Annotated in this window: 24 protein-coding genes and 1 tRNA gene; 16 read left to right on the forward strand and 9 right to left on the reverse strand. The window is 60.1% G+C overall.

Annotated elements, in window-relative coordinates; genetic code table 11:
• Positions 1-50 precede the first annotated feature (50 nt).
• The 3 genes from AC07VF_RS06170 to AC07VF_RS06180 are packed head-to-tail and all read left to right on the forward strand — an operon-like array spanning position 51 to position 3,537.
• Positions 51-1,373 carry a murein hydrolase activator EnvC family protein gene (locus AC07VF_RS06170; protein ID WP_495008431.1) on the forward strand — a complete coding sequence of 441 codons (1,323 nt, stop codon included), beginning with the start codon at positions 51-53 and terminating at the stop codon, positions 1,371-1,373.
• Positions 1,374-1,403: 30 nt separating this feature from the next.
• Positions 1,404-2,735, forward strand: coding sequence for a S41 family peptidase (locus tag AC07VF_RS06175; protein WP_423571067.1), 1,332 nt, complete (start codon positions 1,404-1,406; stop codon positions 2,733-2,735).
• A 1-nt stretch (position 2,736) separates the two neighbouring features.
• Positions 2,737-3,537, forward strand: coding sequence for a divergent polysaccharide deacetylase family protein (locus tag AC07VF_RS06180; protein WP_495008430.1), 801 nt, complete (start codon positions 2,737-2,739; stop codon positions 3,535-3,537).
• Between the two features lie 36 nt (positions 3,538-3,573).
• Here the strand turns inward: AC07VF_RS06180 and AC07VF_RS06185 are convergent, their stop codons facing one another.
• The 7 genes from AC07VF_RS06185 to AC07VF_RS06215 all read right to left on the reverse strand — a co-directional run bounded on the left by AC07VF_RS06185 (position 3,574) and on the right by AC07VF_RS06215 (position 9,747).
• Entirely contained in the window at positions 3,574-4,329 is a 756-nt protein-coding gene (locus AC07VF_RS06185; protein ID WP_495008429.1) for a substrate-binding periplasmic protein, read from the reverse strand.
• A 201-nt stretch (positions 4,330-4,530) separates the two neighbouring features.
• Positions 4,531-5,301, reverse strand: coding sequence for an imidazole glycerol phosphate synthase subunit HisF (gene hisF / locus AC07VF_RS06190; RefSeq protein ID WP_346629450.1), 771 nt, complete (start codon positions 5,299-5,301; stop codon positions 4,531-4,533).
• Between the two features lie 170 nt (positions 5,302-5,471).
• Positions 5,472-6,209 (reverse strand): 1-(5-phosphoribosyl)-5-[(5-phosphoribosylamino)methylideneamino]imidazole-4-carboxamide isomerase, encoded by a 738-nt coding sequence (gene hisA / locus AC07VF_RS06195; RefSeq protein WP_282365563.1) that lies wholly within the window; start codon positions 6,207-6,209, stop codon positions 5,472-5,474.
• Between the two features lie 92 nt (positions 6,210-6,301).
• The gene (locus AC07VF_RS06200; RefSeq protein ID WP_037016295.1) at positions 6,302-6,562 is read right to left on the reverse strand and encodes a DUF2164 domain-containing protein; all 261 of its coding nucleotides are present in this window, start codon (positions 6,560-6,562) and stop codon (positions 6,302-6,304) included.
• Positions 6,562-7,200 carry an imidazole glycerol phosphate synthase subunit HisH gene (gene hisH, locus AC07VF_RS06205; RefSeq protein ID WP_495008428.1) on the reverse strand — a complete coding sequence of 213 codons (639 nt, stop codon included), beginning with the start codon at positions 7,198-7,200 and terminating at the stop codon, positions 6,562-6,564. The genes AC07VF_RS06200 and hisH overlap by 1 nt, the downstream gene beginning before the upstream one ends.
• The gene (hisB, locus tag AC07VF_RS06210) at positions 7,200-7,793 is read right to left on the reverse strand and encodes an imidazoleglycerol-phosphate dehydratase HisB (RefSeq protein WP_065987388.1); all 594 of its coding nucleotides are present in this window, start codon (positions 7,791-7,793) and stop codon (positions 7,200-7,202) included. Before hisB ends, hisH begins: the two co-directional genes overlap by 1 nt.
• Positions 7,794-8,085: 292 nt before the next feature.
• Positions 8,086-9,747 (reverse strand): OFA family MFS transporter, encoded by a 1,662-nt coding sequence (locus AC07VF_RS06215; protein WP_495008427.1) that lies wholly within the window; start codon positions 9,745-9,747, stop codon positions 8,086-8,088.
• Positions 9,748-10,077: 330 nt separating this feature from the next.
• Between AC07VF_RS06215 and AC07VF_RS06220 the strand changes: the two genes are divergently transcribed.
• The 4 genes from AC07VF_RS06220 (at position 10,078) to AC07VF_RS06235 (ending at position 13,957) form a co-directional block, all read left to right on the forward strand.
• Positions 10,078-12,306, forward strand: a complete 2,229-nt coding sequence (locus AC07VF_RS06220; protein ID WP_495008426.1) for an AsmA family protein — start codon at positions 10,078-10,080, stop codon at positions 12,304-12,306.
• Positions 12,307-12,442: 136 nt separating this feature from the next.
• Positions 12,443-13,510 carry an A/G-specific adenine glycosylase gene (gene mutY / locus AC07VF_RS06225; protein WP_495008425.1) on the forward strand — a complete coding sequence of 356 codons (1,068 nt, stop codon included), beginning with the start codon at positions 12,443-12,445 and terminating at the stop codon, positions 13,508-13,510.
• On the forward strand, positions 13,507-13,779 hold the full coding sequence (locus AC07VF_RS06230; RefSeq protein ID WP_192130801.1) for an oxidative damage protection protein: 273 nt from the start codon (positions 13,507-13,509) through the stop codon (positions 13,777-13,779). Before mutY ends, AC07VF_RS06230 begins: the two co-directional genes overlap by 4 nt.
• A gap of 102 nt (positions 13,780-13,881) precedes the next feature.
• A tRNA-Phe gene (locus tag AC07VF_RS06235) sits at positions 13,882-13,957 on the forward strand.
• Positions 13,958-14,198: 241 nt separating this feature from the next.
• On the opposite strand, the gene AC07VF_RS06240 is transcribed toward AC07VF_RS06235, so the two are convergent.
• On the reverse strand, positions 14,199-14,618 hold the full coding sequence (locus AC07VF_RS06240) for a glycine zipper domain-containing protein (protein ID WP_346629453.1): 420 nt from the start codon (positions 14,616-14,618) through the stop codon (positions 14,199-14,201).
• Positions 14,619-14,947: 329 nt separating this feature from the next.
• Between AC07VF_RS06240 and AC07VF_RS06245 the strand changes: the two genes are divergently transcribed.
• The 5 genes from AC07VF_RS06245 (at position 14,948) to AC07VF_RS06265 (ending at position 18,036) form a co-directional block, all read left to right on the forward strand.
• Positions 14,948-15,640: a DUF433 domain-containing protein gene (locus AC07VF_RS06245; protein ID WP_495008424.1), complete on the forward strand. Its 693-nt coding sequence runs from the start codon at positions 14,948-14,950 to the stop codon at positions 15,638-15,640.
• Positions 15,637-16,044, forward strand: a complete 408-nt coding sequence (locus AC07VF_RS06250; protein WP_192171299.1) for a PIN-like domain-containing protein — start codon at positions 15,637-15,639, stop codon at positions 16,042-16,044. Before AC07VF_RS06245 ends, AC07VF_RS06250 begins: the two co-directional genes overlap by 4 nt.
• Before the next feature lie 141 nt (positions 16,045-16,185).
• Positions 16,186-16,845: a hypothetical protein gene (locus tag AC07VF_RS06255; RefSeq protein WP_495008423.1), complete on the forward strand. Its 660-nt coding sequence runs from the start codon at positions 16,186-16,188 to the stop codon at positions 16,843-16,845.
• Positions 16,846-16,908: 63 nt separating this feature from the next.
• Positions 16,909-17,403 (forward strand): hypothetical protein, encoded by a 495-nt coding sequence (locus AC07VF_RS06260; RefSeq protein ID WP_346629455.1) that lies wholly within the window; start codon positions 16,909-16,911, stop codon positions 17,401-17,403.
• Positions 17,404-17,493: 90 nt separating this feature from the next.
• Complete coding sequence (locus AC07VF_RS06265) at positions 17,494-18,036, forward strand: cytochrome b (protein ID WP_495008422.1); 543 nt, start codon at positions 17,494-17,496, stop codon at positions 18,034-18,036.
• A 107-nt stretch (positions 18,037-18,143) separates the two neighbouring features.
• Here AC07VF_RS06265 and gabP read toward each other — a convergent pair whose 3' ends face one another.
• A complete protein-coding gene (gene gabP, locus AC07VF_RS06270; RefSeq protein WP_282365668.1) occupies positions 18,144-19,535 on the reverse strand; it encodes a GABA permease in 1,392 nt (463 codons plus the stop codon).
• A 495-nt stretch (positions 19,536-20,030) separates the two neighbouring features.
• Between gabP and AC07VF_RS06275 the strand changes: the two genes are divergently transcribed.
• From AC07VF_RS06275 to AC07VF_RS06290, 4 genes are all read left to right on the forward strand, one after another.
• Positions 20,031-20,804, forward strand: a complete 774-nt coding sequence (locus AC07VF_RS06275) for an ABC transporter ATP-binding protein (RefSeq protein WP_192171304.1) — start codon at positions 20,031-20,033, stop codon at positions 20,802-20,804.
• Positions 20,805-20,817: 13 nt separating this feature from the next.
• The gene (locus AC07VF_RS06280) at positions 20,818-21,582 is read left to right on the forward strand and encodes an ABC transporter substrate-binding protein (RefSeq protein ID WP_495008421.1); all 765 of its coding nucleotides are present in this window, start codon (positions 20,818-20,820) and stop codon (positions 21,580-21,582) included.
• A 67-nt stretch (positions 21,583-21,649) separates the two neighbouring features.
• Entirely contained in the window at positions 21,650-22,345 is a 696-nt protein-coding gene (locus AC07VF_RS06285; protein WP_495008420.1) for an ABC transporter permease, read from the forward strand.
• Positions 22,342-23,031: an ABC transporter permease gene (locus tag AC07VF_RS06290; RefSeq protein ID WP_192171307.1), complete on the forward strand. Its 690-nt coding sequence runs from the start codon at positions 22,342-22,344 to the stop codon at positions 23,029-23,031. The genes AC07VF_RS06285 and AC07VF_RS06290 overlap by 4 nt, the downstream gene beginning before the upstream one ends.
• The last annotated feature ends 172 nt before the right edge of the window (positions 23,032-23,203 follow it).

Below are 23,203 nucleotides of genomic sequence, written 5' to 3' on the forward strand. Positions count from 1 at the left end.
CACCGCCGGGCATACTAGTCCCGTCTTCACTCCTGGTATCGCCCAACCTCATGCTTCGCGCCCTGATCACCCTCGCTTTGATTTGTATGCTCAATCCGGCCTTTGCCGACGATGATCGCGCACAAACGCAGAAACAGCTGGATGCCACGCGTCAGGACATCACCGAACTGAAGAAAGCGCTGAGCCAGCTGCAGGAAGAAAAGTCAGGCGTTCAGAAAGACCTGCGCTCCACTGAAACGGAGATGGGCAAGCTGGAAAAGCAGGTGGAGGCCCTGCAAAAAGAACTAAAAAAGACTGAAAGCGAGCTGCAACGGCTCGACCAGGAGAAAAAAAAACTCCAAAGCGCACGCGTTGAACAACAACGACTGATCGCCATTCAGGCCCGCGCTGCGTACCAGAGCGGCCGCCAGGAATACCTCAAACTGCTGCTCAATCAGCAGAACCCAGAGAAATTCGCCCGCACCCTCACCTATTACGATTACCTGAGCCAGGCGCGCCTGGAGCAGTTGCGCAACTTCAATGAAACCCTGCGCCAGCTGGCCGGCGTCGAGAAAGACATCGACCTGCAGCAAGCGCAGCTCCTGGTGCAGAAGAGCTCGCTGGATGACCAGAAAGCCCAGCTCGATACCGTGCGCCAGGAACGGCAGGTAGCGCTGGCCAAGTTGAATCAGGACTACAAGGTTCGCGACCAGAAGCTGCAGTCGCGGCAGCAGGATCAAGCCGATCTGACCAAGGTCCTCAAGACCATCGAAGAAACCCTCGCCCGCCAGGCCCGCGAAGCCGAAGAGGCGCGCCAGAAGGCGTTGCTCGCGCAGCAAGAGGCCGAGAAACGGCAGCGCGAGCAGGAAGCGCTGGCGAAAAGCCGTGAAAAAGACAACAGCAAGGACGACAGCGATGAAGCGCCGCGTCGCCCGATCAAAGCGCCCGGCGCGATGGTTTCCAGTGCCGGTCAGTCGTACGGCGGCGCTTTTGAGCAAGCAAAGGGAAAACTTCCTTGGCCCGTCGATGGTCGATTGTTGGCGCGATTCGGTGAAAGCCGTGGCGATGACGAGCGCACCAAGTGGGACGGTGTGTTGATCAGTGCGGCTGCAGGCAGCCAGGTCCGCGCGGTGCACGGTGGTCGGGTGGTCTTCGCCGACTGGTTGCGCGGCGCCGGGCTTCTGGTCATTCTCGACCACGGCAATGGTTATTTGAGTCTGTACGGTCACAACCAGAGCCTGTTGAAAGAGGCCGGTGACGTCGTAAAAGCCGGAGAAGCGATCTCCACTGTCGGTAACAGTGGTGGCGGTCAGGACACTCCAGCGTTGTATTTCGCTATTCGTCAGCAGGGTCGCCCTAGTGATCCGGCCCAATGGTGTCGCACTCAAGGATAAGTCGACACCTCACTCAGGAGTTCGTAAGACATGCTGTTTTCGTCCCGCCTCACCTCGCTGGCCCTGACTATCGCCGTCGTTATCGGTGCTCCTCTGGCCCAGGCTGCCGGTGCCGCACCTGCTGCTGCGCCAGCCGCCAATGCGCCCGCCAATGCCGCGAACATCAAGGCGCCGCTGCCGCTCGACGAGCTGCGCACCTTCGCCGAGGTCATGGACCGGATCAAAGCCGCGTACGTCGAACCCGTAGATGACAAGACCCTGCTGGAAAACGCCATCAAGGGCATGCTCAGCAATCTCGATCCGCACTCCGCTTACCTGGGCCCGGAAGACTTCCAGGAGCTGCAGGAAAGCACCAGCGGCGAGTTCGGCGGGCTGGGCATTGAAGTGGGCGTCGAAGACGGCTTTGTAAAAGTCGTCTCCCCCATCGATGACACCCCTGCGTCCAAGGCCGGCATTGAGGCAGGTGACCTGATCGTGAAGATCAACGGCACGCCGACCCAGGGCCAGACGATGCAGGAGGCCGTGGACAAGATGCGCGGCAAGCTCGGCGAGAAGATCACCCTCACGCTGGTACGTGACGGCGGCACCCCGTTCGACGTGACGCTGGCGCGTGCGACCATTCAGGTGAAGAGCGTGAAGGCGCAGATGCTGGAGCCGGGTTACGGCTACATCCGCATCACCCAGTTTCAGGTCAAGACCGGTGAGGAAGTGGGCAAGGCGCTGGCCAAGCTGCGCAAAGACAACGGCAAGAAGATGAGCGGCCTGATCCTCGACCTGCGCAACAACCCGGGTGGCGTGTTGCAGGCGGCAGTCGAAGTGGCTGACCACTTTCTGACCAAGGGCCTGATCGTTTACACCAAAGGCCGCATCGCCAACTCCGAACTGCGCTTCTCGGCAGACCCGGCCGACGCCAGCGAAGGCGTGCCTCTGGTTGTGCTGATCAACGGCGGCAGCGCCTCGGCGTCGGAGATCGTCGCCGGTGCCTTGCAAGACCAGAAGCGCGGCATCCTGATGGGCACCGATACGTTCGGCAAAGGCTCGGTGCAGACTGTTCTGCCGCTGGCCAACGACCGCGCGCTGAAGATCACCACGGCGCTGTATTACACGCCGAACGGCCGCTCGATTCAGGCTCAGGGCATCAACCCGGACATCGAAGTCAAACGTGCCAAGCTCACCGCCGAAGCCGATGGCGACAACTACAAAGAGGCCGATTTGCTCGGTCACCTGGGCAACGGCAACGGCGGCGCGGACAAACCGACCACCAAGGCCAAGGCTGGCAAGGCGCGTCCGCAGGACGATGACTATCAGATGAACCAGGCCCTCAGCTTGCTCAAGGGTTTGAGTGTCACGCGCGGCAATTGAGATGCGCGTCTGGTTGGCCGGGCTCATTTGCGCCCTTGCCGTCACAACGGGTGCTGCACACGCCGCGCCCGCCGAATCCTCAGCGACCGCCGGCAAAGCGCCGAAGGTCGCCTATCTCAGTCTGATCATCGACGACCTCGGGCAAAACCCTGAACGGGACAGCCGCGCGCTGGCCCTTCCCGGCCCCGTGACGCTGGCGATCATGCCCGACACGCCCCACGCCACCGACTTCGCCCGCCAAGCGCACAAGGCTGGCAAGACAGTGATGCTGCACATGCCCATGGATCCGGCGACCGGGCCCTACGCCTGGCATCCCGAACTGCCGCTGCCCGAGCTCGAATCGCGCCTGAACGCTGCGCTGCTGAAAGTCCCCTACGCCGCTGGCATCAATAACCACATGGGCAGCCGCATGACCGCTGAGCCAGTGGCCATGGGCTGGCTGGTAGGTGAGCTGCAGCGACGTCATCTGTTTCTGGTCGACAGCCGCACCAGCGCCAAAACCGTTGCGGCGGCTGAAGCCCAGAAGATTGGGCTGGCCAGCGTGTCCCGGGATGTCTTTCTCGACGACGAGCGCACCGTAGAGGCCATCAGCGGCCAGCTTCAGACGGCGATCAAGCTCGCTCACAAGCAAGGCTCGGCCGTGATGATCGGCCATCCCTATCCGGTGACGCTCGATGTGCTTGAGCGCGAGCTGCCCAAGCTTAAATCCCAAGGTATAGAGCTGATCGAGATCCGCCACATGGTCACTGAGCGCGGAAATGAGGCGATGGTCGGCCATGGCAAGAACGGGCGTTATCGCTAAACCGAAGGCGCTTCGCCACAGAGGTGCCAGAAGTAATCAGAGGTATTTGGCGAAAATTGAATCGACCACGCCTTCTCTGCGCAGTTGGTCCAGCGCACTTTGCAGCCGCTGGACCACGGCATCGGGGGTGTCTTTGTTCAGCGCCAAAAACAGTTCGGCGCTGTTGAAGCGCAGCACGGTCTTCAATCCCGTAATGCCCTCCTGCCGCGCCAGGTACCGCCCCGCCGGATCGCCGGTGGCCCACAGATCGAGCTCACCATCGACCAGCTTCCTGGCGTTGTCTTTGTCGCTGAGCACGGTGATCGGCTTCATGCCCTGACGCGCAAGCTCCACTGCGATGGCGTCGCCCTTGTAGGCCCCGATTCGGTAAGACCGCGCGGCCTCAAGCGTACTCAGCTGGATTGGGCTGTCAGCCCGCGCCAGCAGAATCCAGTCGTCGGGGCCAATGGGGCCGACCCACTTGAAGAGCGTTTCGCGCTCGGGCAATCGCGCAGTCACAAAGACGCCATAGCCGGGATTTTCCATCGCCAGTTTGTAGATGCGATCCCAAGGGAAGCGCAGGGTCATGTTGTAGCCGATACCGGCGCGCTTGAAGGTCTCGCGCACCACTTCGACGGCGATGCCCTTGATGTTGGCTTCCTGGGCGAAATTCTTGCCGTCGGTGGCCATGTTGTAAGGGGGGAAGTTTTCGGTCAGAAGGACCATCGAATAGGCCGGTGCATCGTCGGCCCGGGCGGCTCCTGACAGCAACGTCGCGACGCTGATCAGTGCAAGAAAAACACCTTTGAACATATCCCTGGCACCTGATCCTGACGACGGCAAGAGAGTGCCGTTAACGATCTGCAAAGTCCAGTTCGGCGGTAGGCATGGTCGTTTTCAGAGCAGGTCGGTCATGACCCCACCGCGGCGCACGCCCCCAATGTGGGAGCGAGCTTGCCCGCGAATAGTGCTAGACGGCCGCCGATATTCAGCGGCTGAACGGCCGGAGGCGCCTCAGCGAACCACGATCCCTTGCGCCGCCATGTACGCCTTTGCTTCTGGCACAGTGTATTCGCCGAAGTGGAAAATACTCGCTGCCAGCACGGCACTGGCGTGGCCTTCCAGCACGCCGGCGGCCAGATGCTCAAGATTGCCTACGCCACCCGATGCGATGACCGGGATGCCAAGGGCATCGCTGATCGCCCGGGTCACGCCCAGGTCGAAACCGTTCTTCATGCCGTCCTGATCCATGCTGGTCAGCAGGATTTCCCCAGCGCCCAGGTCTTCCATCTTCTTCGCCCACATCACCGCGTCCAGCCCAGTCGGCTTGCGACCGCCGTGGGTGAAGATTTCCCAGCGTGGGGTTTCGCCGGGCAGCGAGACCTTCTTGGCGTCGATGGCCACGACGATACATTGCGAACCAAACCGCGCAGCGGCTTCACCGACGAACTCGGGGTTGAATACCGCGGCGGTATTGATCGACACCTTGTCCGCACCGGCGTTGAGCAGGTTGCGGATGTCCTGCACCGTGCGCACGCCGCCACCCACGGTCAGCGGGATGAACACCTGACTGGCCATGCGCTCGACGGTATGCAACGTGGTGTCGCGGCCATCAACGCTGGCGGTGATGTCAAGGAAGGTAATCTCGTCGGCACCCTGCTCGTCATAACGCCGGGCGATCTCGACCGGATCACCGGCGTCGCGGATGTTCTCGAACTTCACGCCCTTGACCACACGGCCGTTGTCGACGTCGAGGCAAGGGATGATGCGTTTGGCGAGGGCCATGGGCCGGTTCTCCGAAAACGGTTGGGAATCTGCCCAACATCACAACATTCTGATTTGAAGCACGTCCCTGTAGGAGTGAGCTTGCTCGCGATGCGCCGGGTCAGTCAGCAAACATACGTCTGACACACTGCTATCGCGAGCAAGCTCACTCCTACACGGGGGCGTGCCAGTCAGCCTTTGTACGAATCACAAAACGCCTGTGCTTCAGCCACATCCAGCGTGCCTTCATAGATCGCGCGGCCGGTGATTGCGCCGATGATGCCCGGTGCCTTGGCGTCGAGCAGCGCTTTGATGTCGCCCAGGTTATGAATGCCGCCCGAGGCGATCACCGGAATGCGGGTCGCGGCGGCCAGCGCGGCGGTGAACGGGACGTTGCAACCCTGCATCATGCCGTCTTTGGCAATGTCGGTATAAACGATGGCCGAGACGCCGTCGGCTTCGAAGCGCTTGGCCAGATCGATCACCTGCACGGTGCTGACTTCAGCCCAGCCGTCGGTGGCGACAAAGCCGTCTTTGGCGTCCAGGCCCACGATCACTTTGCCCGGGAACGCACGGCAGGCTTCGGCGACGAAGTCAGGGTCCTTGACCGCCTTGGTGCCGATGATCACATAACTCACGCCGGCTTTGACGTAGTGCTCGATGGTGTCCAGCGAGCGGATACCGCCGCCGATCTGGATCGGCAGATTCGGGTAACGACGCGCAATCGCCGTCACGACCTCGCCATTGACTGGTTGGCCTTCGAACGCACCGTTCAGGTCCACCAGGTGCAAGCGACGGCAACCGCCTTCAACCCACTTGGCAGCCATGCTCACCGGATCATCGGAGAACACCGTGGAATCTTCCATCCGGCCCTGGCGCAGACGTACACAGGCGCCATCTTTAAGGTCGATCGCGGGAATAATGAGCATTCTTTTTCCTTCGTCAAAAGAGCTGCGAGCCGCGAGCTATAAGCTGCAAGTCTGCGCATCTAACCATTCTTGCAGCTTGAAACTTGCCGCTTCTAGCTGCTTTTCTCCAACGCCCACAGGTCGCTTTCGATGCTTTCGAAACGCTCCTTGAGGTGCGTCTGAACATCGAAGATCGCCCGGTTGTAGTAATGCGGTGCGATCTCGCGGGTGAACAATTCCAGAATTTCAGCCGCTTCAAACGAACCCAGGTCCAGTTCGAAACGGTCTTCCATGAACCGCTTGATCGTGTGGCACGCCTCGCTCTCCTGTTCGGGAGTGAGGGTCAGAATCGGCGGTTTGGTCTTCTTGCTCATTACCGGCGGCCGTCCCACGCCGCGAAGTTCTGCAGCAACTGCAGGCCATGGGTATGGCTCTTCTCGGGGTGGAATTGCACGGCGAAGCGCGAGCCATCGGCCAATGCAGCGGCGAAGTCGTGACCGTAATGGCCACGACCAACGATCTGCTGGGGGTTCGGCGATTCGATGTAGTAGCTGTGCACGAAGTAGAACCGCGCCATGTCCGGAATGTTGGCCCAGAGCGGGTGATCCACGGCCTGCGCCACTTCATTCCAGCCCATGTGCGGGACTTTCAGATGCTGGCCGTCTTCGTGGAGATCCTTGCCGAAGAAACGCACCTGACCGGGGAAAGTACCGATGCAGTCAACGCCGCCGCTCTCTTCGCTACGCTCCATCAGCGCCTGCATGCCGACGCAGATCCCGAGAAACGGACGGTCCTGGCTGACTTCACGCACCAGAGCATCGAAGCCCAGGCGACAAATTTCCGCCATGCAGTCGCGAATCGCACCAACACCGGGAAACACGACTCGATCAGCTTCACGGATGACGTCGGCATCGCTGGTGATCAGCACGCGACCGGCGCCGACGTGCTCCAGCGCCTTGGCCACCGAGTGCAGATTGCCCATGCCATAGTCGATAACGGCAACGGTCTGCATTACAGCACGCCTTTGGTCGACGGCATCTGGCCAGCCATGCGGTCGTCCAGTTCTACCGCCATGCGCAACGCACGGCCGAACGCCTTGAAGACGGTTTCGATCTGGTGGTGGGTGTTGTGGCCGCGCAGGTTATCAATGTGCAGCGTGACGTTGGCGTGGTTGACGAAGCCCTGGAAAAACTCCTGGAACAGGTCTACATCGAAGCCGCCGACGGTGGCGCGGGTGTACGGGACGTGCATTTGCAGGCCGGGCCGACCGGAGAAGTCGATGACCACGCGCGACAGCGCTTCATCCAGGGGGACGTAGGCGTGGCCGTAGCGACGGATGCCCTTTTTGTCGCCGATGGCTTTGCTGAACGCCTGACCCAGCGTGATGCCGACATCTTCCACGGTGTGGTGATCGTCGATATGCAGGTCGCCTTTGCATTCGATGTCCAGATCGATCAGCCCGTGACGGGCAATCTGGTCGAGCATGTGTTCAAGAAAAGGAACGCCGATGTCGAATCGGGACTTTCCTGTGCCATCCAGGTTGATCGAGGCTTTGATCTGGGTTTCCAGAGTGTCGCGCTCGACGAACACCATACGTTCGGCCATCACCAGCTCCGCAAAATCATTGGGCGAAAAGGCGGCCATTATAGGCGTGTGGCAGGGAAACAGAAACATGAAGCGAGCAATGCCGGACCGAGGGAATGCGGCCTGCATGCGATAGACATGTGTGTACAAGCGAATACATTTCGGCAAAAAAAGTGGGAGCGAGGTTGCTCGCGACGAGGTCCTTACATTCGACATATCTGTCGACTGTCTGACCGCCTTCGCGAGCAAGCTCGCCCCCACCCTCACACTAACGGGTTCAGCCTGAAATCTTCAGACCGATCCCGCCATGGTTTTAGTGAAACAGCACCGCAGTTTTCTGCAGAGTGATCCACACGCCCCACGCCAACGGAATGCCCACTGCCAGCCAGGACAGAATCGCCAAAGGCTTGGTGCTCGGGTCCGCTTTCCATTCCAGCGAAGTGCTGTGGTCGGCGCCGGCATCGTGGCCGATGGCTTGTTCAGCCTTCAATTGCTCGTCGGTCATGAAGTATTTGTCGGCTACCGGACGCACCAGCAGGTTGCAGATAAAGCCCAGCACCAGCAGACCCGCAAGGATGTACAAGGTGATGTCGTAAGCATCGGCCCGTGCAACGCCGTGGCTCAACTGATACTCACGCAGGTAGTTCACCAGCACAGGGCCGAGCACGCCAGCGGCAGCCCACGCGGTCAGCAGACGACCGTGGATCGCACCGACCATTTGCGTACCGAACAGGTCAGCCAGATAAGCCGGAACGGTCGCGAAACCGCCGCCGTACATCGAAAGCACGACGCAGAACGCCGCCACGAACAGGGCAACGCTGCCCAGGTGACCCAGGGTCGGCACCGACGCGTAGAGCAAAAAGCCCAGCGCGAAGAACACGAAGTAGGTGGCTTTGCGGCCGATGTAGTCCGAGAACGAAGCCCAGAAGAAACGACCGCCGATGTTGAACAGGCTCAGCAGACCGGTGAAGCCGGCCGCGATCGCCGCGATGGCCGCCAGTTGCGAGGCATCCAGTTGGCCGAACGGCTGATCGGTGCCCAGCAGCTTGCCGCCGAACACTTCCTGCAGCAGGGGCGAAGCCATGCCGAGGATGCCGATGCCTGCCGAAACGTTCAGGCACAGCACCAGCCAGACCAGACGGAACTGAGGCGTCTTCCACGCAACACTGACGTGCACATGGCGGTTGGTGATCATCGCGCTGTTGGCTTTCTTCGCCGGAGCGGTCCAGCCTTCAGGTTTCCAGCCGGTCGGCGGAACGCGATAGGACAGTGCGCCGCCGATCATGAAGATGAAGTAAATCACCGCCATGACCACGAAGCTCTGCCAGACGCCAACGCTGTCAGGCGTGGCGAAGTGGCTCATCAGTGCGGTTGCCAGCGGAGCGCCAACCATCGCGCCACCGCCGAAACCCATGATCGCCATGCCGGTCGCCATGCCGCGCTTGTCCGGGAACCACTTGATCAGCGTCGAAACCGGCGAGATATAACCCAGGCCCAGACCGATACCGCCGATCACGCCCGAGCCGATCCACATCAGCCAGATCTGGTGCGTATAAACGCCCAGCGCCGAGATCAGCAGACCGCCACACCAGCACAGCGCCGAGACGACACCCGCCTTGCGCGGGCCTGCGTGTTCCAGCCAGCCGCCCCAGATTGCTGCGGAGCAACCCAGGAAAATGAAGAACAGGGTGTAGATCCAGCCGAGCATGGAGATCGGCCAATCACAGCTGGACGAAACGACTTGCTCGAAGAAACCCATGTCAGCCGGGCAGGCAACAGCGGTCTTGATGCCGATTGCCTTGGACAACGGCAGCCAGAACACCGAGAAGCCGTAGGCCATGCCGATACACAGGTGGATTGCCAATGCAGCTGGCGGAACCAGCCAACGGTTGAAACCGCGTTTGGCGATAATGCGCTCTTTGGACAAGAACGCAGGCTGAGCGGCAGTACCGCCCAGAGCAGTGCTCGTGGTCATTTGATTGTTGCCCCCAATTTATAGTTGTATCCCGCAAGAACAGCGACATAGTTCCGCCACCACTCTTAAAGCACGCAGGCCTCGGTGGTTTATCGGCAGGACATCTCTTTACGTGACAATTCGACGCAGCAAGGCTGGCGAATGGCGCGAGATTACCATTTGCAGCCCAAAAGAAAGCATTCTGCTATTACCTTTTTCGCGCCGTTTGTCACTGTGCGGGGCGCTGCCAATTCGAACGACGGCGTCGGTGGCGATCCAAAACCCGGTGCTTGCCTGAGAACGCTATACTCGCGGGCTAAATTTTGAACGACTCGACACAAGGACTCGCCCATGAAAGCGTTCGGCAAAATCCTGGGGCTCACCCTTCTCGGGCTGTTGCTGATCATCGTGGCTCTCGGCTTTGCCTTGACCCACTTTTTTGATCCCAACGACTACAAAGACGAGATTCGAAAACTGGTTCGCGATCGCGCCCACGTCGAGCTGACGCTCAATGGCGATATTGGCTGGAGCCTGTTTCCGTGGTTGGGCCTGGAGCTGCACGACGCCAGCGTCGCCACCTTGAGCGAGCCGACCAAACCCTTCGCCGACTTGCAGATGCTCGGGCTGTCGGTGCGTGTGCTGCCGCTGCTGCGCAAGGAAGTGCAGATGAGCGACGTGCGCGTCGAGGGCCTCAACCTGACGCTGACCCGCGACGAAAACGGCCACGGCAACTGGGAAGACATCGGCAAAGTGCCTGCCACCGCGACCAATCCAGCCCAGCCCCCCGCGACACCCGGCGCTCCAGCCGATACCGTGTCGGCCAAGCCCGACAAGCAGTGGCAGCCGCTCAAGCTGGACATCGACAGCCTGACCGTGAACAACGCGCGCATCGATTTCAACGATATTCCCAAAGCCCGGCAATTCAGCGCCGAGAGCATCCAGTTGAGCACGGGGCCGATCCACAACGCGACTGACATCCCGCTGAAACTCACCGCATTCCTCAGCACCAACCAACCCGTCGTGCGCACCAAAACCGAACTAACCGGCAAGCTGCGTTTCGATCGCGTGCTCAAGCGTTACCAGTTCGACGACATGCGTTTCTCCGGCGATGTGACGGGCGATCCGCTCCAGGGCAAGACGCTGACGTTCTCGGCCCAGGGCCAGTTGCTGGCAGACATGTCCGCCAACGTGGCGGAATGGACCAATCTGAAGCTGTCCGCCAATCAACTGCGCGCCATCGGCGAGCTGCACGTTCGTGACCTGGACAAGACGCCGCAGCTCACAGGCGGCATTTCGATTGCCCAGTTCAACCTGCGCGACTTCCTCGACAACATCGGCCAGCCTGCGCCAGCCCTTGGTGACGGCAGCCTGAACAAACTGGAACTGGTCACCCGCATCGCGGCGACGCCCAACAGCGTGTCGCTGGATGACCTCACGGTGAAACTCGACGACAGCACCATCACCGGCCACGTCGCTGTAGAAGACTTCGCCAAACAGTCTCTGCGCCTGCAACTCAAGGCCGATACGTTCAACGCCGACCGCTACCGCGTGCTCGAAGGCGAACAGGCGAAGAGCGCCGGCGCCGCGCGCAGAGCAGAAGTTCAAGGTGCCGAGGCCGAAGCCATGGTGGCCTCGGGCACTTCGCCGCTGCCGAACCAGCCGACCCAAGGTGCATGGAGCGACGCGAAGCTGCTGCCCCTCGAGCGCCTGCGCAAACTGGATGTCGACGCCGACCTCAGCTTCGGCAAGCTGACCCTGGAGAAACTGCCGATCCAGAATGCGGCGCTGAAGACTTCGGCGCTCGATGGCGTGATCACGGTCGACAGCCTGCGCGGCGATTTGTACAACGGCAATTTCGAGGTCAAAGGCAATCTCGACGCGCGTCCCGAAGTGCCCTTGGCCAGCGTGCAGACGCATATCGCCAAGGTGCCGGTGGAGCACTTCATTCAGAGCCAGGGCACCACGCCGCCTCTGCGCGGCCTGCTCAACCTCACCAGCGATGTGACCGCCAAAGGCAACAGCGAGAAGGCATTGGTCGAGAGCCTTAACGGCACCGCCAGTTTTGCGCTGAACGACGGCGTGCTAGTCAATGCCAACCTTGAGCAGCAGCTGTGCCGTGGCATCTCGACGCTCAACCGCAAGAGCTTGAGTGGCGAACCGCGCGGCAAGGACACGCCGTTCCAGCAGCTGAATGGCAATCTGGTGTTCCGCAACGGCGTGGCCAGCAACCCGGACCTGAAGGTCCGCACGCCGGGCCTGACCGTCAACGGCGATGGCGACATCGACTTGCGCGTCATGGGCATGAATTACCGCGTCGGCGTGATCATCGAAGGCGACAAGAGCGACATGCCGGACCCGGCCTGCGAAGTGAACCCGCGTTTTGTCGGCATCGAATGGCCGGTGCTCTGCCGTGGCCCGCTCGAAATGGGCGCCAAGGCCTGTCGTCTGGATAACGACGGCTTGGGCAAAGTCGCCGCGAAACTGGCAGGCGACCGGATTGGCGACAAGATCGATGAAAAGCTGGGGGACAAGGTCAGTCCCGAGCTCAAGGATGCGATCAAGGGATTGTTCAAGCGTTAACCCTGACTAACAGGCGCCGCGCCGTTCAGTTGTGGGAGTGAGCTCACTCCCACATTCATTTTTGGCTGGCCTCCGACAGCGCGGCGTCTGGCGACGTATATAGCAACCCAACATCTTTTGATCACCGGAAGCCTTGATGCAACCCGAGCAGTTTTCCTCCGCCGTTCTCGACTGGTACGACCGCCACGGCCGTCACGATCTTCCCTGGCAACACGACATCACCCCGTACCGGGTGTGGGTGTCGGAAATCATGCTGCAGCAAACCCAGGTCAGCACGGTGCTTGGCTATTTCGACACATTCATGGAAGCGCTGCCCACGGTGCACGCTCTGGCCGAAGCACCGGAAGATGAGGTCCTGCATCTGTGGACCGGGCTGGGCTACTACACCCGCGCGCGCAACCTGCAGAAAGCCGCGAAAATCGTGGTGGCCGAGCACGGCGGTGAATTCCCCCGCGACGTGGAAAAGCTCGTCGAGCTGCCCGGTATCGGCCTCTCGACGGCAGGCGCGATTGCCAGTATCAGCATGGGCCTGCGCGCGCCGATCCTCGATGGCAACGTCAAGCGCGTACTCGCCCGCTTCACCGCCCAGGAAGGCTATCCCGGCGAGCCCAAGGTGGCGAAGCAGATGTGGGCCACGGCCGAGCGCTACACGCCGCACAGCCGGGTCAATCACTACACCCAGGCGATGATGGACCTGGGCGCCACGCTCTGCACCCGGACCAAACCCAGCTGCCTGCTCTGCCCCCTTGAGCGCGGTTGCGAGGCGCACATGCTCGGCCAGGAAACCCGCTATCCAATACCGAAACCGCGTAAGGCCGTGCCGCAAAAACGCACCTTGATGCCCATCTTCGCCAACCAGGAAGGCGCGATTCTGCTTTATCGCCGCCCTTCGACAGGGCTGTGGGGCGGACTATGGAGCCTGCCGGAACTGGACGACTTCAACGACATGCAGCATCTGGCCAATCAGCACGCCCTTGAGCTGGGCGAGCATCAAGCCTTGCCGGGCCTGATCCACACGTTCAGCCACTTTCAGCTGAGCATCGAACCCTGGCTGGTCCGGGTCCGTGAGTCCGCCCATCACGTGGCCGAGGACGACTGGCTCTGGTATAACCTCGCCACCCCGCCGCGCCTGGGCCTTGCCGCCCCGGTGAAGAAACTGCTGAAACACGCAGCCGACGTATTGAATGCAGGAGAGTCCTCATGACCCGCACCGTGATGTGCCGCAAATACAAAGAAGAATTGCCTGGCCTGGACCGTCCGCCGTATCCGGGCGCCAAAGGTGAAGACATCTACAACCATGTCTCGCAGAAAGCCTGGGGCGACTGGCAGAAACACCAGACCCTGCTGATCAACGAGCGCCGCCTGAACATGATGAACGCCGAAGATCGCAAATTCCTGCAGACCGAGATGGACAAATACCTGTCCGGCGAGGAATACGCCAAGGCCGACGGCTACGTTCCCCCTGCCGAATAAGCCTTTGCAGACAGTGGTCGTCGTAAGCGGAGGAAATAATTCAGATTTTTTTCGACACCATGCTTGACGACCTCCTGAAAAACACGTTTAATGCGCCCCGTTGCCCAGATAGCTCAGTCGGTAGAGCAGGGGATTGAAAATCCCCGTGTCGGCGGTTCGATTCCGTCTCTGGGCACCACCTTCCGTTTTCAGGTGATGCCAAGCACACCTGAAAGCACACAAGAAGCCCGCCTCGTGCGGGCTTTTTGCTTTTCACGGTTCCCCACCGTTTCCATGTAATCCCGGATAGATGTGAATGGATTCGTGAGCTCAGAGCCGGATCTGCGTGAAGACGCCCAGGTGCTGGCCGACGTCTCCGACAATCGCGCTGTGTCGTCGCTCAAATCGCGCGATTGGAGGTATGGGAGCAGATCGCCGGGCTATCGATCATGCTTGTTTTTCTTGTGCCCATGTCGCTTGCCGTGAGATCGATTGTCGCCGCCGTCATCTGCCAAGTTGCTACCCACTGCGCCTCCCGCAGCGCCGCCCAAGCCGGCACCTATGGTTGACCCTGTTGAGCCACCCAACTGGTTACCAATGACAGACCCACCCGCTGATCCCAGCCCCCCGCCGATAGCCGCTTCGGTCTTGCTTCCTCGTTTGGCGCCCAAAGCCCCGCCAGCGGCTCCGCCCACACCAGCACCAACCGCCGCGCCGGTGCTTCCACCCATTTGCTGTCCAATGACATTCCCAAGCGCACCGCCTATGCCTCCGCCCACTGCGGATGTTCCATCCCCAGCCGCCAGCGCGCATTGAGCGCCAAGCATTCCTAAAAGTAGTACCGGTAAAGTGATTCGCATGGATTCAATCTCAAGTGGGTGAAGTAGCCTCTCGGAGAAGCATCGAGCAGGACTAAAACAACGGTGCTGGACTGGGCAAGGGAGATTCAACTCAGAGTATGTCCAGCGGGATGCTCATACCCACACATCGGCTGCCGTGGATAAATCTTGATAAGGTAGAACTACCGGCGGGTGGCAGGCGCCGGGATGGACAGCCACAAGGAATTCCTATTCGCCACGCACCGGCTTTTTACAATTTTCCCCTAAGCGCTCGCCCAAGATGAGTTGAACGAGACCCTGATCAACCTCAGAATGCACTTCTTGAGCAACCACGGACACGGGAGGTGTGCATGAAGACTATCGAAACGTCGAGCCGCCTCATTGGAGTCGGCGTATACACGCCATCAGAAGCAGCCCTCTACACGGGCATTCCCGCCAAGGATATTCGCAGATGGCTCTTCGGCTATAAAGCGGATGGCGTGGAGCATTCCGGTCTGTGGCTACCTGAGCTGGGCGTCAACGATGAGAAGCTGCTTGGCTTCCACGACCTGCTCGAGATCAGATTTGTCGATGCCTTCCGAAAGCACGGCGCAAGCCTTCAAGCTATTCGCGCAGCATCCAGACAGGCCAAGGAAATTTTTCACCAGCACTATCCGTTCACCTGCAGAAGATTCCAGACTGACGGCAGGAGCATATTCGCCACTGTGTTTGACGAGACTGGCGACGAGGCGATCCTGGATCTGGCGAAACGTCAGTACGCATTCAGGCAGGTAATCGCGCCTTCGCTGTATGAGGGCATTGACTATACGGGTGAGGGAAAGGCGCAGCGTTGGTATCCGGTCAAGCGCAGCAAGGCAATTGTGCTCGACCCCAACCGTAACTTTGGAAAACCGGTGCTCTCCTCCGCTGGTGTCGATACGGCGTCGATTTATCAGGCTTATCTGGCGGAAGGCCAGGACGCAAAACGTGTGTCTGTGATTTTCGAAATTCCCACCGCGGCAGTGGACGCTGCGGTGACCTATGAGCACAGGATTGCTGCTTGAATTTTCTGATCGATAACAATCTTCCACCGTCCATTGCCAGAGCCTTGCACGAGCTTTGCAGCGGCGAAGGCCATGTCGTCGTCTCGCTCAGGGACAGGTTCCCAGCGGACACAAGTGACATCCACTGGATTACCGACCTCACTGCCGAAGGCGGATGGGCCGTGGTGTCGCAAGACAAGTTCTCCAAGGGAAACGCCGAGCGGCAGGCCTTCAGAGAATGCGGACTACCGGTTTTCTGTCTCGCGAGGCAATGGGGTCAAACGACCTACTGGAGTAAGGCCGAAAATCTTGTCCGATGGTGGCCTGCCATCATCCGGCAGGCAGAACTGATATCCGGCGGTGCAGCATTCAAGGTGTCCTGGAAATTTTCAGCGCCGGGGAAGTTTGAGCAATTGAAAATGTAACCCCGCATCAGACCTACCCCTTGCGACTCCGTCTCCGGGCACCATGAATACCGAAAAACCCCTGCATCGAAATATTCAGGGGTTTTTTATTGGGCGTGATTTATTAACATTGCAGGCTTGAGCCGACTAGAGGACTTCGTGATGGCATCTGTCAGCAAGCAACAGAAACGAGCCAAGCGCGCCAAGACCAAAGCCAAAGAGCAGCGAGTCGCTCGCCAGCACCCGCAGACGCCCAGCCCGATCGTCCCGGATTACTTCATGCCTGATTTCTTCTCGGACGACGAAGCATCGTTGCTCGACGACGATACCCTGCTCAAGAATTTCGTAGAGCCCGACATCCTCGAGACCATGGACGAGGAAGAGCGGGAGGCGATGGCGGCGGTGATCAGGGGCGAGGACATCGGGATGTCGATCACTGAGGACGAAATGCTGTTGACGGAGGTCTATCAGTCCCCTGCGCCAGAGCCGTCTCAGGAACAACGCCTCGGCCACTACGAAGTGCTCAAGCGTGCCGAGCAGCAAGGGTTCCTCGATCTGCTCGATGCCTTCGCCAGAGGTCCGATAGCGGCCCACGCTTTCTACGACATCGACTTCGACAACTACCTCGACGTCCTGGTGAACACGCTGGGCGCCTACATGATGTGGGCCCACGGGCTGGATGAGGCGACCGTTCGGGCGCGCATTCACGACGACGATTTCTATGAAGCCTTCCGCGCCGTTCTCGGCGAGATAGAGATGGAATCCACAATGGAGATGCTGGGGATCGACCGCAACAAGTACGACGAACCGGCACAAGACTGAATACAATACGCGCCCGATGATCTGGGCCATGCGAATGGCTGCACCGCACAAGGAACCGCCGTCATGGCCTCCCCCGACAAACAGCAAAAACGCGCCCAACGGGCAAAGGCCAAGGCCAAGCAGAACCGTTCCGGCAAGGCCCGGCCGAGCGTCATTCACCCAGTGCTCAATCATGCCTTCGTCAACGAGCCCTTTGATGACGTCGAGATCGACCTGAGCACGTTCGATTTCAAAGACATCGAAGAGAACGGCTTCGACCCGGCGGATTTCGACGACCTGTTCGAAGCGATGAAGCAGGCTGAATCGATAAGTTTGCTGGCGCTGTGCATAGTCTTCCTGCAATACCCGGTGCTTGAGCTGGTGATCGCTGAAGAAGATGAAGAGCCGGCGACCGACTTCATGATGGGCCTGCTGATCACCTACCGCGGGCTCTTCCATGAGGAAGACGAAGACTCGGCCGTTGAATGGATCGGCAGCGACGCCTTCCAGACCGCCTACAACGAAGCGTCGGTGATCCTGCAGAAAAAGAACGCGCAGGGTGCAGGCGGGCGCTCTTAAAACGTTTTTTGATTTACATGACCCCGGTCAAAACGGTAGCTTTGCGCCATTACGAGAATGCAACTCCTTCTCAACTAAAGGCTGGCCGTTTTGACACTCCCAATCACTCCTTCGCCTGAACCGGCTTCAGACGGAACGAGCCCTTACTCCCGAACCCGAATCTTCCTGCATTGGCTGTCTGCGGCCGTCATCCTGTGGGCGACCTTCAGCGGCTTCGGCGTGGCATTGCTGGATCAGAACGAGCCATTTCGGCAGTGGGTTGAGTCGTTCAACCCGCAGCTGACCAGCCTGTTTATTCCGTTTTTCGTCTGGCGGTTGTGGCTGGCGGTCAAAGCTCCAACGCGGCACTCCGCCAAAAACGCTCAGGCGCGACTGGCGAGCGCTGCGCACAAGGCGATCTATGCGGTGGTGGCGGGCGTATTGATTACCGGGGTGCTGATGATGAGCCATCCGGTCATGCTGCTGGCGCTGGTGCCGCTGCCACAGCTCATCCACTCGAAAATCATGCTGCTGGAGCTGCATCAGGTGCATCACGTTCTGTGTGCCGTGTTGGCAGGATTGGTGGCGCTGCATCTGGCGGCGGTGGTGCTGCATCAGGTGCGGGGGAGATCGGTGCTGGGCAGGATGAGCTAAGACGCTGAACCTCCCACCGTGACCCAACCGTCGAGACAAAAAAAACCGCCATCATCCCTGATAGCGGCTTCTCGACAGCGGTCGGTCACAACCGACTCACTCCCCCATCAATTCAGCACAACCTTTCCAGCCTTCCCCGCCTTGCGACGGTTCGACACGATCAAACCGGCCGCCACGACCAGGATGCTCAGCAGCCCGGTGGCGATGATTTCCATGCGGTGGCCTTCCTGGAACAGCATGATGGTCAGTACGGCGACGATGAACACGATCACCGCCCAGGTCAGGCCCGGGAACAGCCACATGCGGAAGTCGATGGCCTGGCCTGCTGCTTCACGCTTGCGGCGCATACGCAGCTGGGAGACGGCGATGACCAGATACACCAGCAGCGCGATCGCGCCCGAGCTTGCCAGCAGGAAGTCGAACACCGCTGCGGGTGCGACGTAGTTGGCGAACACGGCGGCAAACGCGGCACCGGTCGACAGCAGCACCGCCCAATAAGGCGTGCCGGCTTTGGTGGTGCGCTGGGAAACAGCGGGCGCGTCGCCACGTTTGCCGAGGGAAAACAGCATGCGCGAAGCCGTGTACAGCGCCGAGTTCAGGCAACTGGTCACGGCGACCAGCACGACGATGTCGACAATCAGCTTGGCGTTCGGAATGCCCATCAGATCAAGCACGGTCTGGTACGAGCCTACTTCAGCCAGACGGCTGTCGTTCCACGGCACCAGCGAGACGACGAGGAGGATCGAGAGCAGGTAGAACAGGCAGATCCGCCAGATCACCGAGTTAGTGGCCTTGGTGATTTGCTGACCGGGATTCTTCGATTCAGCTGCCGCGATGGTGACAATCTCCGTCCCCATGAACGAGAACATGGTGGTTAGCATCGCCGCCAGCACCGCACCCATGCCGTTAGGCAGGAAGCCCTGCGTGTCATACAAGTGACTGACGCCGCTGACCTGGCTGTTAGGCAGCAGACCAAACACCGCCGCAATGCCCAGCAGCACGAAGCCAATGATCGCAATGACCTTGATCAGCGCGAACCAGAACTCGAACTCCCCGTAGTTCTTCACGCTGAACAGGTTGGTCGCGGTCAGCAGCAGGGTGATCACCAGCGTGAACGCCCAGATCGCCACGTTCGGGAACCACGCGTGGAGAATCGTCGCGGCGGCGTTGGCTTCCAGCGGAATGACCAATACCCAGAACCACCAGTACAACCAGCCGATGGTGAAGCCGGCCCAGTGCCCGATTGCGCGATCGGCGTAGGTCGAGAAAGAACCGGTATCCGGCGAAGCGACGGCCATTTCCGCCAGCATGCGCATCACCAGCACCACCAGCGTACCTGCGGCGCCGTAGGCCAGAAGTACGGCCGGTCCGGCTTCGGCAATCGCGTGGCCGGAGCCTACGAAGAGGCCGGCGCCGATTACGCCGGCGATCGACAGCATGGTGATGTGTCGCGGTTTGAGCCCTTGTTCAAGGTTTGAAGCGTTGGGTGTGCTGCTCATGGAACCAACCTTAGAAGGATTTTTGTACGGATCAGGACGTGTGGCGGCTCTTCGTAAAGAGAACACAACAGCTCTGTTATTTATTTTTTACGCAAGAATTACGCCAGGATGTTTCAGATACGACGTCGCAGCGGGATACGGCCGTTCCAGACGATTTGCGCAAGTCCATGAATGCAATAGCAATTCGCCAGTCGTGTAGGAAACGTTACCGAGCGCAACAGGAGGGAGACGATTGGCCGCACCGAAAATACACATTTAAAACGAAATGGCACCAAATAAGCGCACAAGACCAGCCGCCGATCGCGCCCGTGGCCGAAACACCCTTCCCCACGGCGGTTAAAGCTGGCACCATCGCGCCCTTTTTGCGCAAAGGCATTCTGAGCCGGCGCCCATCAAGCTCATCTTCATAAGCCTTCGCGCGATGCGCCAGTTGCAACTGCCAAGTAGCGTGTAACGGGTCAACCGATGAGCCCACCGAACACACGAGGACTGAACATGGCCGAGGCCACGCCCGCCCTGGAAATCCGCAATCTGCACAAGCGCTATGGCGAACTCGACGTGCTCAAGGGCATCTCGCTGAGTGCGCGCGATGGCGACGTGATCTCGATTCTGGGTTCCTCCGGCTCAGGCAAGTCGACGCTGCTGCGCTGCATCAATTTGCTGGAGAATCCCCATCAGGGGCAGATTCTCATTGCCGGCGAAGAACTCAAGCTCAAAGCCACCCGCAAGGGTGAACTGATCGCCGCCGACAACCGTCAGATCAACCGCCTGCGCAGCGAGATCGGCTTCGTCTTTCAGAATTTCAATCTCTGGCCGCACATGACCGTCCTCGATAACATCACCGAGGCGCCGCGTCGCGTGCTGGGGCAGACCAAAGCCGAGGCCACTGAAGTTGCCGAAGCGCTGCTGGCCAAAGTGGGTATTGCCGACAAGCGTCATGCCTATCCGGCACAGTTGTCGGGCGGCCAGCAACAACGTGCCGCCATTGCACGCACGCTGGCGATGCAGCCCAAGGTCATTCTGTTCGATGAGCCCACGTCTGCCCTCGATCCCGAGATGGTGCAGGAAGTGCTTAGTGTTATTCGTGGCCTGGCCGAAGAAGGCCGGACCATGTTGATGGTGACCCACGAAATGAATTTCGCCCGGCAGGTATCCAGCGAAGTGGTTTTCCTGCATCAAGGGCTGGTAGAAGAACAAGGTTCGCCAGATCAGGTCTTCGATGACCCACGGTCGGCGCGCTGCAAACAATTCATGTCCAGCAATCGCTAACGGAGCAACATCGATGCAGACCCTGAGAAACATTCTGTTGGCCGCTGCCGCCACCCTGGCCATGGCATCCAGCGCCTTTGCTGCCGACACCTTGAAAATGGGCATCGAAGGCGCCTATCCGCCGTTCAACAACAAGGACGCCAGCGGTCAGGTCGTGGGCTTCGACGTCGAGATCGGCAACGCGCTGTGCGCGAAGATGAAAGTGACCTGTGAAATCGTCACCTCCGATTGGGACGGCATCATTCCAGCGCTGAACGCGCAGAAGTTCGACTTCCTGATCTCGTCGATGTCGATCACCGAAGAACGCAAGCAGGCGGTCGACTTCACCATTCCGTACTACTCCAACAAGCTGCAATTTGTCGCGCCCAAAACCACTAACCTCAGCGGCGACCTGGCCGCGATCAAGGAGACGTTGAAGGGCAAGACCATCGGTGCCCAACGCGCGACCTTGTCCGGCACGTGGCTGGAAGACAACTGGGGCGACGACGTGACAGTCAAGCTGTACGACTCCCAGGAAAACGCCTTTCTCGACCTGGCTTCGGGCCGCCTCGACGCACTGCTCGGCGACAAATACGCGAGCTACGAGTGGCTGAAAGGCAAGGAAGGCCAGAGCTTCGAGTTCAAGGGTGACGCGCTGCCGGTTGACGACAAGATCGGCATCGCCGTGCGCAAAGACGATCCGCTGCGCGACAAGCTCAACGAAGCGCTGAAAGAAATCATCGCCGACGGCACCTACAAGAAGATCAACGACAAGTATTTCCCGTTCAGCATCCTCTGACCTGCCTGACCATCGCCTCCGTTTGCTCATGCAGACGGCGGCGTCTGTCCTTTAGACAAACAACGCCATGAACTTCGATCTCTATGGATTCGGCCCGGCCCTGGCGGCCGGCATGCTGATGACCCTCCAACTTGCGCTGTTGGCCCTCTGCCTGGGGCTGGTCCTCGGCCTGCTCGGGGCGCTGGCGAAGACTTCGCCGAATCGTGCCTTGCAGTGGCTGGGCGGCACCTATTCCACACTGGTGCGCGGCATCCCCGAATTGCTGTGGGTGTTGCTGATCTACTTCGGCACGGTCAGCTCGATGCGGGCGATCGGCAAGCTGTTCGACATCCCGAATCTATCGCTCAGTGCTTTCGCGGCTGGCGTTATCGCGCTCGGTCTGTGCTTCGGCGCTTATGCCACCGAGGTGTTTCGCGGCGCCATGCTCTCGATCCCGAAAGGCCACCGCGAGGCGGGGCTGGCGCTTGGCATGTCGCGCTCGCGCATCTTCTTCAAGCTGGTGATGCCGCAGATGTGGCGCATTGCACTGCCGGGGCTGGGCAATCTGTTCATGATCCTGATGAAGGACACCGCGCTGGTCTCGGTCATCGGGCTTGAGGAGGTCATGCGTCACGCGCAGATCGCCGTTACGTCCACCAAGCAGCCTTTCACCTTTTATATGGTCGCGGCGCTGATGTACCTGTGCATGACCGCGCTGTCGATGATGGGCCTGGCGTTGCTGGAAAAACGCGCGTCGGTGGGCTTTGCGAGGAGCGCGTCATGAGCTGGGAGTTCGTCCTCAAATGGCTGCCAAAACTGCTGCACGGCGCCACCGTCACGCTGGAACTGGTCGCCGTCGCGGTGATTGCCGGCCTCATCCTCGCCATTCCGCTGGGCATCGCCCGCGCTTCGCGTAACGCCTACGTGCGGGCGCTGCCCTACGCCTACATCTTCTTTTTCCGTGGCACGCCCCTGCTGGTGCAGCTGTTTTTGGTCTATTACGGCCTGGCGCAGTTCGACGTCGTCACCAAGGGGCCGCTGTGGCCGTACCTGCGCGATCCGTTCTTCTGCGCGGCGCTGACCATGACGCTGCACACGACCGCCTACATCGCCGAGATCCTGCGCGGCGCCATTCAGGCCGTGCCGCCCGGCGAGATCGAAGCGGCGCGCGCACTGGGCATGTCCAAAGGCAAAGCGCTGCTGTACATCATCCTGCCCCGCGCCGCACGCATCGGCCTGCCCGCGTACAGCAACGAAGTCATTCTGATGCTCAAGGCCAGCGCGCTGGCAAGCACCGTGACCCTGCTCGACATCACCGGCATGGCCCGCACCATCAACGCGCGGACCTACATGCCGGAACAGACCTTCCTCATCGCCGGGTTGATCTATCTGGTGATGTCGTTCGTGCTGGTGCAAGGCTTCAAACTGCTGGAGCGGTATTTGCGGGTAGACGCCAGCCAAGGGCGATGAGGACCGAGGCGCATCCTAGCGGAGATCCCCCGTCGTTCAGACGCCGGGGTTTCGCGCATTAAACACGGTCCATGTGGGAGTGAGCTTGCTCACGAAGGCGGCAGCTCAGCCGCCATAGATTTCCATGCCGGATGAGCGCCGCCCTGCCCCTGAATCACCGTATGCTGCACAT

It is taken from the genome of Pseudomonas sp. GW821-FHT02H06 (genome assembly GCF_059421525.1).

What these genes read in the sequence shown, in the direction of transcription:
- gabP (WP_282365668.1), bottom strand. Translation starts at nt 19,535, where the DNA reads ATGAGCAGCACACCCAACGCTTCAAACCTTGAACAAGGGCTCAAACCG.
- AC07VF_RS06285 (WP_495008420.1), top strand. Translation starts at nt 21,650, where the DNA reads ATGAACTTCGATCTCTATGGATTCGGCCCGGCCCTGGCGGCCGGCATG.
- AC07VF_RS06245 (WP_495008424.1), top strand. Translation starts at nt 14,948, where the DNA reads ATGAAGACTATCGAAACGTCGAGCCGCCTCATTGGAGTCGGCGTATAC.
- hisB (WP_065987388.1), bottom strand. Translation starts at nt 7,793, where the DNA reads ATGGCCGAACGTATGGTGTTCGTCGAGCGCGACACTCTGGAAACCCAG.
- AC07VF_RS06215 (WP_495008427.1), bottom strand. Translation starts at nt 9,747, where the DNA reads ATGACCACGAGCACTGCTCTGGGCGGTACTGCCGCTCAGCCTGCGTTC.
- AC07VF_RS06185 (WP_495008429.1), bottom strand. Translation starts at nt 4,329, where the DNA reads ATGTTCAAAGGTGTTTTTCTTGCACTGATCAGCGTCGCGACGTTGCTG.
- AC07VF_RS06275 (WP_192171304.1), top strand. Translation starts at nt 20,031, where the DNA reads ATGGCCGAGGCCACGCCCGCCCTGGAAATCCGCAATCTGCACAAGCGC.
- AC07VF_RS06260 (WP_346629455.1), top strand. Translation starts at nt 16,909, where the DNA reads ATGGCCTCCCCCGACAAACAGCAAAAACGCGCCCAACGGGCAAAGGCC.
- AC07VF_RS06290 (WP_192171307.1), top strand. Translation starts at nt 22,342, where the DNA reads ATGAGCTGGGAGTTCGTCCTCAAATGGCTGCCAAAACTGCTGCACGGC.
- AC07VF_RS06175 (WP_423571067.1), top strand. Translation starts at nt 1,404, where the DNA reads ATGCTGTTTTCGTCCCGCCTCACCTCGCTGGCCCTGACTATCGCCGTC.
- AC07VF_RS06180 (WP_495008430.1), top strand. Translation starts at nt 2,737, where the DNA reads ATGCGCGTCTGGTTGGCCGGGCTCATTTGCGCCCTTGCCGTCACAACG.
- AC07VF_RS06220 (WP_495008426.1), top strand. Translation starts at nt 10,078, where the DNA reads ATGAAAGCGTTCGGCAAAATCCTGGGGCTCACCCTTCTCGGGCTGTTG.
- hisH (WP_495008428.1), bottom strand. Translation starts at nt 7,200, where the DNA reads ATGCAGACCGTTGCCGTTATCGACTATGGCATGGGCAATCTGCACTCG.
- AC07VF_RS06255 (WP_495008423.1), top strand. Translation starts at nt 16,186, where the DNA reads ATGGCATCTGTCAGCAAGCAACAGAAACGAGCCAAGCGCGCCAAGACC.
- AC07VF_RS06170 (WP_495008431.1), top strand. Translation starts at nt 51, where the DNA reads ATGCTTCGCGCCCTGATCACCCTCGCTTTGATTTGTATGCTCAATCCG.
- mutY (WP_495008425.1), top strand. Translation starts at nt 12,443, where the DNA reads ATGCAACCCGAGCAGTTTTCCTCCGCCGTTCTCGACTGGTACGACCGC.
- AC07VF_RS06240 (WP_346629453.1), bottom strand. Translation starts at nt 14,618, where the DNA reads ATGCGAATCACTTTACCGGTACTACTTTTAGGAATGCTTGGCGCTCAA.
- hisA (WP_282365563.1), bottom strand. Translation starts at nt 6,209, where the DNA reads ATGCTCATTATTCCCGCGATCGACCTTAAAGATGGCGCCTGTGTACGT.
- AC07VF_RS06280 (WP_495008421.1), top strand. Translation starts at nt 20,818, where the DNA reads ATGCAGACCCTGAGAAACATTCTGTTGGCCGCTGCCGCCACCCTGGCC.
- AC07VF_RS06230 (WP_192130801.1), top strand. Translation starts at nt 13,507, where the DNA reads ATGACCCGCACCGTGATGTGCCGCAAATACAAAGAAGAATTGCCTGGC.
- AC07VF_RS06200 (WP_037016295.1), bottom strand. Translation starts at nt 6,562, where the DNA reads ATGAGCAAGAAGACCAAACCGCCGATTCTGACCCTCACTCCCGAACAG.
- hisF (WP_346629450.1), bottom strand. Translation starts at nt 5,301, where the DNA reads ATGGCCCTCGCCAAACGCATCATCCCTTGCCTCGACGTCGACAACGGC.